The sequence below is a fragment of the Sphaerotilus sp. FB-3 genome, from assembly GCF_023706025.1.
GTDB lineage: Bacteria > Pseudomonadota > Gammaproteobacteria > Burkholderiales > Burkholderiaceae_C > Sphaerotilus > Sphaerotilus sulfidivorans.
In genome coordinates this window covers 1-12,838 of the sequence record NZ_BQWE01000037.1, presented here as the reverse complement: position 1 = coordinate 12,838, position 12,838 = coordinate 1, and the positions used below count along the sequence as shown (strand labels likewise).

Annotated in this window: 15 protein-coding genes; 13 read left to right on the top strand and 2 right to left on the bottom strand. The window is 70.4% G+C overall.

Features of this window, described 5'->3' with window-relative positions; genetic code table 11:
* Nucleotides 1-14 precede the first annotated feature (14 nt).
* From ctaD to NFT33_RS14225, 5 genes are all read left to right on the top strand, one after another.
* Nucleotides 15-1,643 (top strand): cytochrome c oxidase subunit I, encoded by a 1,629-nt coding sequence (gene ctaD, locus NFT33_RS14245; protein ID WP_251676317.1) that lies wholly within the window; start codon nucleotides 15-17, stop codon nucleotides 1,641-1,643.
* A gap of 78 nt (nucleotides 1,644-1,721) precedes the next feature.
* Nucleotides 1,722-1,808, top strand: coding sequence for a cytochrome oxidase small assembly protein (locus NFT33_RS19345; protein ID WP_375131466.1), 87 nt, complete (start codon nucleotides 1,722-1,724; stop codon nucleotides 1,806-1,808).
* Between the two features lie 34 nt (nucleotides 1,809-1,842).
* Complete coding sequence (locus NFT33_RS14235; RefSeq protein WP_251676313.1) at nucleotides 1,843-2,457, top strand: cytochrome c oxidase assembly protein; 615 nt, start codon at nucleotides 1,843-1,845, stop codon at nucleotides 2,455-2,457.
* Nucleotides 2,454-2,717: a DUF2970 domain-containing protein gene (locus NFT33_RS14230; protein WP_220786565.1), complete on the top strand. Its 264-nt coding sequence runs from the start codon at nucleotides 2,454-2,456 to the stop codon at nucleotides 2,715-2,717. Before NFT33_RS14235 ends, NFT33_RS14230 begins: the two co-directional genes overlap by 4 nt.
* 79 nt (nucleotides 2,718-2,796) lie before the next feature.
* Nucleotides 2,797-3,678 (top strand): cytochrome c oxidase subunit 3, encoded by an 882-nt coding sequence (locus tag NFT33_RS14225; RefSeq protein ID WP_149504639.1) that lies wholly within the window; start codon nucleotides 2,797-2,799, stop codon nucleotides 3,676-3,678.
* Between the two features lie 34 nt (nucleotides 3,679-3,712).
* Here the strand turns inward: NFT33_RS14225 and NFT33_RS14220 are convergent, their stop codons facing one another.
* Nucleotides 3,713-3,937: a DUF2909 domain-containing protein gene (locus tag NFT33_RS14220; RefSeq protein WP_149504640.1), complete on the bottom strand. Its 225-nt coding sequence runs from the start codon at nucleotides 3,935-3,937 to the stop codon at nucleotides 3,713-3,715.
* Between NFT33_RS14220 and NFT33_RS14215 the strand changes: the two genes are divergently transcribed.
* Genes NFT33_RS14215 through NFT33_RS14195 form a run of 5 tightly spaced genes read left to right on the top strand, consistent with a single transcriptional unit; the run spans nucleotide 3,936 to nucleotide 8,293 of the window.
* Complete coding sequence (locus tag NFT33_RS14215; protein WP_251676311.1) at nucleotides 3,936-4,745, top strand: SURF1 family protein; 810 nt, start codon at nucleotides 3,936-3,938, stop codon at nucleotides 4,743-4,745. The genes NFT33_RS14220 and NFT33_RS14215 overlap by 2 nt on opposite strands.
* Nucleotides 4,746-4,754: 9 nt before the next feature.
* Nucleotides 4,755-5,471, top strand: a complete 717-nt coding sequence (locus NFT33_RS14210) for an SCO family protein (protein ID WP_251676309.1) — start codon at nucleotides 4,755-4,757, stop codon at nucleotides 5,469-5,471.
* Nucleotides 5,472-5,476: 5 nt separating this feature from the next.
* Nucleotides 5,477-6,658: a COX15/CtaA family protein gene (locus NFT33_RS14205; protein ID WP_251676307.1), complete on the top strand. Its 1,182-nt coding sequence runs from the start codon at nucleotides 5,477-5,479 to the stop codon at nucleotides 6,656-6,658.
* A gap of 46 nt (nucleotides 6,659-6,704) precedes the next feature.
* A complete protein-coding gene (gene cyoE, locus NFT33_RS14200; RefSeq protein ID WP_220786561.1) occupies nucleotides 6,705-7,619 on the top strand; it encodes a heme o synthase in 915 nt (304 codons plus the stop codon).
* Nucleotides 7,616-8,293: an SCO family protein gene (locus NFT33_RS14195; protein ID WP_376744166.1), complete on the top strand. Its 678-nt coding sequence runs from the start codon at nucleotides 7,616-7,618 to the stop codon at nucleotides 8,291-8,293. Before cyoE ends, NFT33_RS14195 begins: the two co-directional genes overlap by 4 nt.
* 5 nt (nucleotides 8,294-8,298) lie before the next feature.
* Here NFT33_RS14195 and NFT33_RS19275 read toward each other — a convergent pair whose 3' ends face one another.
* Nucleotides 8,299-10,227: a methyl-accepting chemotaxis protein gene (locus NFT33_RS19275; protein WP_309296153.1), complete on the bottom strand. Its 1,929-nt coding sequence runs from the start codon at nucleotides 10,225-10,227 to the stop codon at nucleotides 8,299-8,301.
* A gap of 259 nt (nucleotides 10,228-10,486) precedes the next feature.
* Between NFT33_RS19275 and NFT33_RS14180 the strand changes: the two genes are divergently transcribed.
* The 3 genes from NFT33_RS14180 to NFT33_RS14170 form a co-directional block, all read left to right on the top strand.
* Complete coding sequence (locus NFT33_RS14180) at nucleotides 10,487-11,308, top strand: ABC transporter permease (protein WP_251676305.1); 822 nt, start codon at nucleotides 10,487-10,489, stop codon at nucleotides 11,306-11,308.
* 2 nt (nucleotides 11,309-11,310) lie between these two features.
* Nucleotides 11,311-12,018: an ABC transporter ATP-binding protein gene (locus NFT33_RS14175; protein WP_220786559.1), complete on the top strand. Its 708-nt coding sequence runs from the start codon at nucleotides 11,311-11,313 to the stop codon at nucleotides 12,016-12,018.
* On the top strand, nucleotides 12,015-12,838 hold an 824-nt coding region (locus NFT33_RS14170), incomplete at its 3' end, for a KpsE/RkpR family capsule polysaccharide export protein (RefSeq protein ID WP_473964566.1). The genes NFT33_RS14175 and NFT33_RS14170, both read left to right, overlap by 4 nt.

Sequence of the window (12,838 nt, the reverse complement as noted above, 5' to 3'; positions counted from 1 at the left end):
AAGGACGACCCAGCATGAGCGCAGTTCTCCACCCGGGCGGTCACGGCCACGACGCTGCCCACGACGATCACCACCACGCGCCGCACGGCTGGCGGCGCTGGGTCTTCGCGACCAACCACAAGGACATCGGCACGCTGTACATGCTGTTCAGCTTCGCGATGCTGATGGTCGGCGGCGTGCTCGCGCTGCTGATCCGCGCCGAGCTGTTCCAGCCGGGTCTGCAGTTCGTCAACCCGGAGCTGTTCAACCAGCTCACGACGATGCATGGCCTGATCATGGTGTTCGGCGCGATCATGCCGGCCTTCGTCGGCTTCGCGAACTGGATGCTGCCGCTGCAGATCGGCGCCTCCGACATGGCCTTCGCGCGGATGAACAACTTCAGCTTCTGGCTGATGATCCCGGCGGCGCTGGTGCTGGTGATGTCCTTCTTCATGCCGGGCGGCGCGCCGGCCGCCGGCTGGACGCTCTACGCGCCGCTGACGCTGCAGATGGGCCCGTCGATGGATGCCGCCATCTTCGCGATGCACATCATGGGCGCATCGTCGATCATGGGCTCGATCAACATCATCGTGACCATCCTCAACATGCGCGCGCCCGGCATGACGCTGATGAAGATGCCGATGTTCGCCTGGACCTGGCTGATCACCGCCTATCTGCTGATCGCGGTGATGCCGGTGCTGGCCGGCGCGATCACGATGACGCTGACCGACCGCCACTTCGGCACCAGCTTCTTCAACCCGGCCGGCGGCGGCGACCCCGTCATGTACCAGCACATCTTCTGGTTCTTCGGGCACCCCGAGGTCTACATCATGATCCTGCCGGCCTTCGGCATCGTCAGCCAGATCATCCCGGCCTTCGCCCGCAAGAAGCTGTTCGGCTATGCCTCGATGGTCTACGCGACCGCCTCGATCGCGATCCTGTCGTTCATCGTCTGGGCGCACCACATGTACACGACCGGCATGCCGCTGACCGGCCAGCTGTTCTTCATGTACGCGACGATGCTGATCTCGGTGCCGACCGGCGTGAAGGTGTTCAACTGGATCGCGACGATGTGGCGCGGCTCGATGACCTTCGAGACCCCGATGCTGTGGGCGGTGGGCTTCATCTTCGTGTTCACGATGGGCGGCTTCACCGGCCTGATCCTGTCGATGGCGCCGATCGACATCAACCTGCAGGACACCTACTACGTGGTGGCGCACTTCCACTACGTGCTGGTGGCGGGCTCGCTGTTCGCCCTCTTCGCCGGCGTCTACTACTGGGGTCCGAAGTGGTCGGGCGTGATGTATTCGGAGACGCGCGGCAAGATCCACTTCTGGGGCTCGCTGATCACCTTCAACATCACCTTCTTCCCGATGCACTTCCTGGGTCTGGCCGGCATGCCGCGTCGCTATGCCGACTACCCGATGCAGTTCACCGACTTCAACATGCTCGCCTCGATCGGCGGCTTCGGCTTCGGGCTGATGCAGGTCTACTTCTTCCTGTTCATCGTCGTGCCGATGATGCGCGGCCAGGGCGAGAAGGCGCCGCAGAAGCCCTGGGAAGGCGCAGAAGGCCTGGAGTGGGAAGTGGCCTCGCCGGCCCCCTTCCACACCTTCGAGACGCCGCCGAAGCTCGATGCCACCGCCACCCGCGTGATCGGCTGACCCTGGAGAATCGCCATGAACGACCAGTCCACCTGCTCGCCCGACGACGACCGGGCCGCCGATCGCCGCAGCGCCAATGTGCGCCTGGCGCTGATCCTGGCCTCGGTCGCCACCGTCTTCTTCGTCGGCTTCGTCGCGAAGATCGCGCTGCTGGGCGGCGCCTGAACCCGCACTGCCCGAACCCGGACCCGGACCCGAGATGAGCGCCCGTCCCGCCCCGCCCGGCACCGCCGCAGCCGATCCCGCGCTGCGGCGCGACAACCGGCAGCTGCTGGGCAAGCTGTGCCTGATCGCGGCCGTGATGTTCGGCTTCGGCTATGCGCTGGTGCCGATGTACGAGGCGATCTGCACCGCGCTGGGCATCAACGTGCTGACGCTCAACGAGCAGCGCACCTCGGCGCATGCGGCCCGCGCCGACCGGACCAACACCCAGGTCGACACCAGCCGCACCATCACCATCGAGTTCGACGCCAACGCACGCGGCCCCTGGGACTTCCGTCCGGCGCAGCGCTCGGTCACCGTGCATCCGGGCGAGGTCGCCACCGTGATGTACGAGTTCCGCAACATCCAGGACCGCACGATGGCGGCGCAGGCGATCCCGAGCTACGCCCCGAAGCAGGCCACCGCGCACTTCAGCAAGCTCGAATGCTTCTGCTTCAACGAGTACGTGCTCAAGCCAGGTGAGTCGAAGACCTGGCCGGTGGTCTTCGTCATCGACCCGAAGCTGCCGAAGGACGTCACCACCATCACGCTGTCCTACACCTTCTTCGAGGTCGGCGCCAAGGTGCCGGCCGCGCCTGGAGGTGGCTCGTGAGCACGCCGCAGGATCCTCGCCGCACCCCGACCTCGGCCGACGAGCTGCGCGAGGTGGTGGCCCGCAAGGGCTCCTTCGTGCAGACGCTCAAGGCGGTGGCCTGGTCCTTTCTCGGCATCCGCCGCGGCGCCGGCTGGCAGGAGGACATCAGCCGGCTCAATCCGGTGCATGTCATCGTGGCCGGCCTGATCGGCGCAGCCCTGTTCGTCGGCGCGCTGGTGCTGCTGGTGAGCTGGATCGCCGCCTCGTCTCCGGGCTGAGGCGACATCCCGCTCGGCCCCTCTTCCTCCCGCCCCTTTCCCGACAACCCCCAGAACACCCGGCTCCAGGAGACCCATGATGTCGGCAAGCACCCCGGGCCACGCGCCCTACTACTATGTCCCGGCGCCCTCGCGGCATCCGGTGATGATGTCGATCGGCCTGTTCTTCGTCGTGTTCGGCGCCGGCCAGTGGGTCAATGCCCATGCCTGGGGCATGTACTCGGTGCTGTTCGGGATGCTCTGGTGCGCCTTCGTGCTGCGCCAATGGTTCGGCGAGGCCGCCGCGGAGGCCGAGGGCGGCCTGCTCAGCGACCGGGTCGACATTTCCTACCGCTGGAGCATGGCCTGGTTCATCTTCTCGGAGGTGATGTTCTTCGCGGCCTTCTTCGGCGCGCTGTACTGGGCCCGAGTGCACTCGGTGCCCAGCCTGGGCAGTGCGGAGAACGCGCTGCTGTGGCCGGACTTCAAGGCTGCCTGGCCCAGCGCGGTGGCCGGTGCCACCGCCTCGCCGGCCGGCACCGTCGAGCCCTTCCGGACCATGGGCCCGTGGCCGCTGCCGACGATCAACACCGCGCTGCTGCTGACCTCGGGCGTCACGCTGACCATCGCGCACCATGCGCTGATCGCCGGCCGGCGCGCGTCGACCATCCTGTGGATGTGGATCACGGTGCTGCTGGGCGTGGTCTTTCTCGGCTGCCAGGCCTACGAGTACATGCACGCCTACCGGGACCTGAACCTGAAGCTGTCCTCGGGCATCTACGGCTCGACCTTCTACATGCTGACCGGCTTTCACGGCTTCCATGTGCTGGTGGGCACGCTGATGCTGCTGGTGATCACGATCCGGCTGATGAAGGGCCATTTCACCCCGGAGCGCCACTTCGGCTTCGAGGGCGCGGCCTGGTACTGGCACTTCGTCGACGTGGTCTGGCTCGGCCTCTACTTCATCGTCTACTGGATGTGAGCTGGCGCTGAGGGGCGGGCCTGAGGCGCAGGCCTCAGCGGCCCGCCGGAATGCCGGTGGGCTCGATCCAGCCCAGTGCATGGGCCAGCAGCACGAACAGGAAGATGGCGACCGACACGCCGACCCGGATGGCCAGCGCGCGCGCCATCCGCCCCTTCGGCGCCGCCGCTCCGTCCGGCCCCCGACGCAGCATGAACAGCCCGGCCGCCGCCAGGGCAAGCAGGATCAGGACCAAGGCAAGCGCGATGACGATCTTCATGGCCCGCGATTGTTCCAGCGCCACCGCGGGCGCGACAGCGCAGGAACCCGGTGCCCGGCGCCGGTCGGGCCGGATCGTGGGACTGGCCTGGATGGCGGCGCTGCTGATGATCGTGTTGACCGCCCGGCTCGGCTTCTGGCAGCTCGACCGCGCGGCGCAGAAGCAGGCGCTGCAGGCGCAGCAAGCCCAGCGCGGGCAGCTGCCGGCGCTGGATGCCGCGACGCTGGCCCGCACGCCCGAGCAGAGCGTCGCGCAGCTGCAGCGCACGGTGAGGCTGCAGGGCCGCTGGGCACCGGAGGCGACCGTCTTTCTCGACAACCGGCCGATGGCCGGCCAGGTCGGCTTCCATGTGCTGACGCCGCTGCGGCTGGACGATGGCAGCGCGGTGCTGGTGCAGCGCGGCTGGGTGCCACGCCACCGGCTGCAGCGCGATCTGCTGCCGCCGGTGCACACGCCGGACGGCCCGGTGAGCCTGCTGGCGCGGGTGATCGCCGAGCCTTCGCGGCTGCGCGAGCTGGGCGATCCCGCCCTGACCGGCCCGATCCGCCAGAACCTCGACCTCGCCACCGCCGCCCGCGAGACCGGCCTGACGCTGCGCCCGCTGGTGCTGCTGCAGCTCGATGCGCCCGGACAGCCGTCCGGCACCGACGGCCTGCGCCGCGACTGGCCGGCGCCGGACTTCGGCATCGAGCGTCACCACGGCTATGCGCTGCAGTGGTTTGCGCTCAGCGCGCTAGGCTCCGGACTGCTGCTGTGGTTCGGATGGCTCCGGCCGCGCCTCTCCTCCCGCAACGATCCCGAGACCTGACGCCCCGCCATGACCGATGACGCCCGCGCCCAGCCGCTGACCCTCGCGGTCCACGGCCTGCCCAGCCCGGAGGCCGCGCTGCAGAGCGCCGACCGCCGCACTCGCCTGGGCCGAATCAAGATGCTGCTGGTGCTGCTGGCCTGTGCCGCACCGGTGATCGCCTCCTACTTCACCTACCACGTCATCCGGCCGCAGGCCCGTACCCACCACGGCCAGCTGATCCAGCCGCCACGCGAGCTGCCGGGCGCGGCCGAGCTGCCGCTGCAGGATCTCAAGGGCCGTGCGGTCGACCCCCGCGCGCTCAAGGACCAGTGGCTGCTGGTGGTCGTCGCCGACGGCGCCTGCGACGCCGTCTGCGAGCGGCTGCTGTATGCGCAGCGCCAGCTGCGCGAATCGCTCGGCCGCGAGAAGGACCGGCTCGACCGGGTCTGGCTGGTGACCGGCGAGGCACGGCCGCGCGCCAATCTGCTGCCGGCTCTGGCCGGCGCGCAGGTGCTGTCGGCCCCGCGCGAGGCCCTGGGCCGCTGGCTGCGGCCGGACGAGGGCCAGCCGCTGTCGGCCCATCTCTATCTGGTCGACCCGATGGGCATGTGGATGATGCGACTGCCCGCCGACTTCGAGCCGGCCAAGGCCAAGCGCGATCTCGACCGGCTGCTGCGCGCCTCCAGCTCCTGGGACCGGGCCGGCCGCGATCCGGCCATCGTCGGCGACGGCGCGGCACGGTGAGCACGATGAGCACGGCGACTCCCCCTTCCCAGGCCGGCATCGATCTCGATCCGCTGCTGCAGATGCTCGGCTTCGGCGCCGCGCTGGCGCTGCTGGCGCTGGGCTGGCTGCTGTGGCGCCACCGCGGCGCCGGCACGCCGCAGCGGCTGCGCGCACTGACGCTGCTGACGCTGGTGCTGACCTTCGATCTGGTGCTGTTCGGCGCCTTCACCCGGCTGAGCGACTCCGGCCTGGGCTGCCCGGACTGGCCCGGCTGCTACGGCAGCGCCAGCCCGCTGGGCGCACATGCCGAGATCACCGAGGCCCAGACCGCGATGCCCACCGGCCCGGTCACCCATCGCAAGGCCTGGATCGAGATGATCCACCGCTATCTGGCCACCGGCGTCGGCGCGCTGATGACGGTGCTGATGATCTGGAGCGCACTGGCGGTGCGGCGGCTGCGCCGCAGCGATCCGGCCGCGGCCGCGCACATCGCGCCGGGCTGGGCGGCGCTGGGCTTCGTCTGGGTCTGCCTGCAGGGCGCCTTCGGCGCGCTCACCGTCACGATGAAGCTCTATCCGGCCATCGTCACCGCGCATCTGCTCGGCGGCATCGGCCTGCTGGTGCTGCTGGCGGTGCAGATGCAGCGCCACGATCCGCAGCCGCTGCAGCTGCCGGCCACTCTGCGCCGTGCCGCCTGGGGCGTGCTGGCCCTGCTGGTGCTGCAGGTCGCGCTGGGCGGCTGGGTCAGCACCAACTATGCGGTGCTGGCCTGTCAGGACATTCCGACCTGCCAGGGCCGGTGGTGGCCGCCGATGGACTTCGACGCCGGCTTCACGCTGCGCCGGCCGCTGGGCCATCTGCCCGACGGCAGCGTGCTGCCCTTCGAGGCGCTGACCGCCATCCACATGGCGCACCGGCTCGGCGCGGTGGTCGTGCTGACGGCGCTGCTGGCCTTCGGGCTGGCGCTGCGCCGTCAGTCCGGCGCCGCGGGGCCGGCACGCGCGCTGCTCGGCCTGGCCGCGCTGCAGCTGCTGACCGGCCTGTCGAACGTGGTGCTGGACTGGCCGCTGCTGGCGGCGCTGCTGCACACCGGCGGTGCGGCGCTGCTGACAACCCTGATGGCGGCGCTGGTCGCGCGCAGCCATGCTCGGCAGCATCGCAGCGCACCACGCGCCGTTCTCGACCCCCAGCTGATCCGCACCTGATCTGCGCCTGATCCGCACCGCATTGCCGTTTCCCGGGAGACCCGCCATGAGCTCGACCACGCTGCCCCCGAGCGCCGCCCCCCTGACCCGCTGGCGCCAGTACACCGCGCTGACCAAGCCGCGGGTGATCCAGCTGATCGTGTTCTGCGCGCTGATCGGCATGCTGCTGGCGGTGCCGGGCGTGCCGGGTCCGCATGAGCTGGGCCTGGCGCTGGCCGCCTCGGTCGGCATCGGGCTGGTGGCCAGCGCGGCGGCCGCCTTCAACTGCCTGATCGAGCAGCACATCGACGCCCGCATGAAGCGCACCGCCTGGCGCCCGACCGCACGCGGCGACCTGAGCCGTGGCCAGGCCCTGCTGTTCTCGGCCGTGCTCGGCGGCGCCGGCATGGTGCTGCTGCATCAGGCGGTCAACCCGCTGACCGCCTGGCTGACCTTCGGCACCTTCGTCGGCTACGCGGTGGTCTACACCGTGATCCTCAAGCCGCTGACGCCGCAGAACATCGTCATCGGCGGCGCCTCCGGCGCGATGCCGCCGCTGCTGGGCTGGACCGCGATGACCGGCGAGGTCAGCCCCGAGGCGGTCGGCCTCTTCCTGATCATCTTCCTGTGGACGCCGCCGCACTTCTGGGCGCTGGCGCTGTACCGTGCCGAGGACTACGCACGCGCCGGCCTGCCGATGCTGCCGGTCACGCACGGCAGCGAGTTCACCCGGCTGCAGATCCTGCTCTACACCATCGTGCTGGTGCCGGCGACGCTGCTGCCCTTCATCCAGGGCCTCAGCGGCCTGCCCTATCTGTTCGCGGCGCTGGTGCTGGGCGCGCTGTTCATCGCCCGGGCCTGGAAACTCTGGCGCGGCTACAGCGAATTGCTGGCCCGCAAGACCTTCCGCTTCTCGATCTGGCATCTTTCGCTGCTGTTCGGCGCCTTGCTGATCGACCATTACCTGAGACCCTGGCTGTGACCGAGACCTCTGAACGACGACACGCCCTTGCCTGCGCCCCATCATCTTCCTCGCGACGCCGGCTGCTGCGTCGCGCGCCGGCCGCGCTGGCGCTGCTGGGCGCCAGCGGCGCCGCCCTGCTGGCCGGCTGCGAGCGCAGCGCCCCGCCCATCGCCTTCAAGTCGCTCGACATCACCGGCGCCGACTACGCGCGCCAGCTGGCGCTGACCGACGCCCGCACCGAGCAGCCCTTCCTGCTGTCGAACCTGAAGGGCAAGATCGTGGTGGTCTTCTTCGGCTTCACCCAGTGCCCGGATGTCTGCCCGACCACGCTGAGCGCGCTGGCCGAGACCCGCCAGCTGCTCGGGCCCGACGGCGCCCGGCTGGTCGGCGTCTTCGTCACCGTCGACCCGAAGCGCGACACCGCGGCGCTGATGAAGGCCTATGTCGGCAGCTTCAGCCCGGACTGGGTGCCGCTGCGCGGCTCGGCCGACGAGACCGCCGCGGCGGCCAAGGAGTTCAAGATCTTCTACCGCGAGGTGCCGGGCAAGACCGAAAGCAGCTACACCATCGACCACACCGCCGCCTCCTATGTCTTCGACACCCAGGGCAAGGTGCGGCTCTATGTGCGCCACAACACGCCGCCGGCGGACCTGGCCGCCGACATCCGCACGCTGCTGGCTCAAGCGGGCTGAACCCGTCAGGCGGCGACGCGAAAGCGCGCCACCGCGTCCACCAGCTGCTCGGCCTGGGACTTGAGCGTGCCGGCGGCCGCCGCCGACTGCTCGACCAGCGCGGCGTTCTGCTGCGTGGCGCGGTCCATCTGGGTGACGGCCTGACCGACCTGGGCCACGCCGGTGCTCTGCTCGGCGCTGGCGGCGCTGATCTGCGCGACGATGTCGCTGACGCGGCGGATCGACGCCACCACCTCGCCGACCGAGCGGCCGGTCTGGTCGACCAGCGAGACGCCCTGCTCGACGCGCTCGACGCTGGTCGAGATCAGCGCCTTGATCTCGCGCGCGGCCTCGGCCGAGCGCTGCGCCAGGTTGCGCACCTCGGTGGCGACCACCGCGAAGCCGCGGCCCTGCTCGCCGGCGCGTGCGGCCTCGACCGCCGCGTTCAGCGCCAGGATGTTGGTCTGGAAGGCGATCGAGTCGATCACGCCGATGATGTCGCCGATCTTGCGCGAGGCCTCGCTGATGCCGCCCATCGTGCCGACCACCTGCGACACCATCTCGCCGCCGCGCGAGGCCAGCGTGGAGGCCTCCCGGGCCAGGCCGTCGGCCTCGCGGGCATGGTCGGCGTTGTGGCTGACGGTCGAGCCGAGCTGGTCCATCGTCGCTGCGGTCTGCTGCAGCGCCGCGGCCTGCTGCTCGGTGCGCGAACTCAGGTCGATGTTGCCCTGCGCGATCTGCGCGCTGGCGGCGGCAACGCTGACCGCGTTCTCGCGCACCGTGCCGACCACCTCGGTCAGCGACAGGCGCATCGCCTCCATCGCCTGCACCATGCGACCAAGCTCGTCCTCGCCGGCACGCAAGGGCTCCGGCGAGAGGTCACCGGCGGCGATGCGCTCGGCCATGCGGCGCGCATCGTCGGTGGCCTGCAGGATCGTGCGCACGATCGAGCGCGCCAGCAGACCGCACAGGCCCACCATCAGCACCGACAGACCGATCACCAGCCACTCGGTGCGCTGCAGCCGCGCGGTGCGGGCCTGCAGCGCACCGGCCAGCGCCTCCGACGCCAGGCCATGCACCGCAAAGACCTGGTCGATCGCCTTCGTGGTCGCCTGGAAATACTCGGCCGAGGACAGGGTCAGCGCCTCGGCCTCGATCAGCTCGGTGCGCAGCATCTCGCAGGTGCGCTCCACCCCGGCGCGTGCCTGCTCGATCGGGCCGGCCATGCGCTCGCGCAGCGCCGGATCATGCTCGAGCGCACGCTCCAGCGTGGTCAGCAGCCGGTGCATCTCGCCACGCGCCGACTCGCTCAGGCCGCCGAGCATCGCCCGGTCGGCCACCGTGGCCTGCCCGCGCGCCAGGATGCCCGCACCGCTGCCACGCAGCTTGCCGAGCTGCTCGGTGAGCTGCGGCAGCTGCGTCATCGTCGCGATCACCAGATGGTAGGAAACCGGCTCGGGATCCAGATCCAGGCCGTAGTGCGAGACGATGCGGCCATGCAGATCCAGCTGCAGCTCGACCAGCGCGGAATGCCCGGCAAAGCTCGCAGGAGCAGCCAGCTGCCGCTGCGCGACCTGGGCGGACAGCGTCTTCCACTGCTGCTGCACCTGCTGCCAGCCCTCGGCGAACTTCGGATCCTCGATGCCGGCGGCCAGCGCGGCGAACTCGCCCAGCGCCTGGTCGACCTCGCGCTGGCGCTCGGCGCGCTGGCCCTCGGCCTCCGCCTTGCCGCCGAGCACGGTGGCGGTCAGGCCGCGGTGCTGCTGGGTCAGCCGGATCAGCTTCAGCAGCGCCGCCGAAGGCTGTAGGCCCGCGACCTCCTGCCGGGTGGACGCCAGCTCTGCCTCGGCATCGACCAGGTAGTAGGTCATCGGTGGGGCCAGCATCAGCGCGCCCAGCAGCGCCAGCAGGCCGAACTTGTGCGACAGGCGCAGCCGGTGGATCAGGTTGCTCATCTTGAACTGCTCGTGAGGTCATGACCGACGCCTGCGGCACGGACCCCCCGTCCGCCTCCCTGGCCGGCACCGCGGATTTATCGGTTCGAGCGCGAACATTCAGCAAACGGAACAGCGGCTTTTGCACCGGCCATCACCGCGGACTGCCCCGCCGGGTCCGTGCATCGCCCACCACCGGCACGCACCACCGCCGATCTGGCCGGCGATGCGCGCTCTTTTTGCACTTAAGTCCGGCGAGGGGCTGCCTAGCATCGGTCCCATGCTGTCCCAGACCCGTCCGCACCCCGTCTCCCGCCCGCGCCGCAGCGCCTGGGGCGTGATGCGCGACGTGCTGTTCGCGCTGTTCCTGCGCGAACTCAAGACACGGCTCGACGGCCGCTGGACCACCGCGCTGTGGGTGATCGGCGAGCCGCTGGCCGGCGCGCTGCTGATGCTGGCGCTCTACACGCTGATGCGCACCCGCGAGATCGCCGGCGTCGACACGGTGCTGTTCCTGCTGAGCGGGCAGCTGTCGTTCATGCTGCTGCGCTCGCTGGTGCTGCGGCTGATGGAGAGCATCGACGCCAACCTGGGCCTGTTCGCCTACCGGCAGGTGCGGCCGGTCGACGCGGTGCTGGCCCGCGCCGGGGTGGAGCTGGCGATCTTCGGCGGCATGGCGCTGCTGATCCTGCCGGGCGCGGCCTGGGCAGGCCACGGCCTGCTGCCGCACGACCCGCTCGGACTGCTGCTGGCGCTGCTGCTGCTGACGCTGCTGGGGCTGGCGGGCGGGCTGCTGGCGGCCGTCGGCACGCATGGCGCGCTGGCGCTGCTGCGGCCGGTGCTGAGAATGGCCTTCATGCCGCTCTACCTCGGCTCCGGCGCGATCGTGCCGCTGGCGCACCTGCCGCAGGGCCTGCGGGAGTGGCTGCTGCTCAGCCCGCTGCCGCATCTGATCGAGTCGATCCGCATCGCGCTGTTCGGTCCGGTCTATGCCGCGCCCCAGGGCATCGGCCTGACGCTGCCGCTGGTCTGGACCGGCCTGGCCACGCTGCTGGCGCTGGCTCTGCTGCAGCTGCGCGGCGACCGGCTTCAGGTGGCCTGACCATGCTGGAGATCATCGGCCTGTGCAAGAGCTATCCCGGACGGTCGGGGCCGCGTCCGGTCTTCCGCGACTTCAGCCTGTCGGTGCCGGACGGACTGAGCATCGGCCTGATCGGGCCGAACGGCGCCGGCAAGTCGACGCTGATGCGCCTGCTCGGCGGCCTGGAGCGGCCCGATCGCGGCCGCATCCTGACCGACGAGCGCATCTCCTGGCCGATCGGCCTGGCCGGCGGACTGCAGGGCTCGCTGACCGGGCGCGACAACGTGCGCTTCGTCTGCCGCATTCACGCCAGCGATCGCGCCGAGCTGCGCGAGCGCGAGGCCTTCGTCGAGGACTTCGCCGGCATCGGCGAGGCCTTCGACCTGCCGGTCAAGGGCTACTCCTCGGGCATGCGCTCGCGGCTGATGTTCGGCCTGGCGATGGCCTTCGACTTCGACACCTACCTGATCGACGAGGTCACCGCGGTCGGTGACGCGGCCTTCCGCGCCAAGTCGCGCCAGCTGCTGGAGACGCGGCTCGGTCGCGCCCGGCTCATCTACACCAGCCACAACATGGACGAGATCGCGAAGCTGTGCCAGCGGGTGGTGCTGCTGCGCCCCGGCGCGGCGCCGACGCTGCACGACAGCGTGCGCGAGGGCATCGCCGCCTACCAGCAGCTGTCGCGCGAACGCGCCCGCCCGCCTGCCGCCGCCCACGGAGAAGCGGCATGAGCGCCACCCGCGCCACGCCCCGCCTCGGCCGCCTGCTGACGCCGGCCCGGCTGGCACTGCTGCTGATCGGCCTGCCGATGCTGCTGGCTTCGGTCTACTTCGGCCTGATGGCGCAGGACCGCCATGTCAGCACCTCGGTGCTGACGGTGCGCCGCGCCCATGACGAGCCGGCCGGCGCGGGCGGTCTGGCGATGCTGCTGGGCGGTGCAGGCGGTGCGGCCCAGGAGGATGTGCGGCTGCTGCGCGACTACATGCTCTCGGAAGGCCTGCTGCATCAGCTCGACGCCCGCTTCGGGCTGCGTGCGCACTACGGTGCCCCGAAACGCGACCTGCTCTACCGGCTCGGGCCCGACAGCCTGCGCGAGGATCTGGCCGACTACTGGCGCGCCCGCACCTCGGTGCGCCTGGACGAAGTCAGCGGCCTGCTGACGGTGCAGGTGCAGGCCTTCGACCCGGTGATGGCGCAGCAGCTCAACGCCGCGCTGCTGGCCGAGTCGGAGCGCTTCGTCAACACGATCTCGCAGCGCATCGCCTCGGAGCAGATGGGCTTCGCGCAGCGCGAGCTCGAGCGTGCCGAGCAGGCGCTGGCCAGCGCACGCGCCGAGCTGCTGGACTTCCAGGCCCGCCACCAGGTGATCGACCCGCTGGCCGATGCCCAGGCCAGCGGCGCGCTGGCGGCCGAGCTGCGCGCCCAGCTGGCGCGGCTCGAGTCGGAGCTGAGCACCAGGCAGAGCTACTGTCGTGGTTCAATGAAATCGGACAGCTCAATGAGGGCTTGTAGCCCCCGAGACCGGGATGAGCATGACAAACAAGACACCAC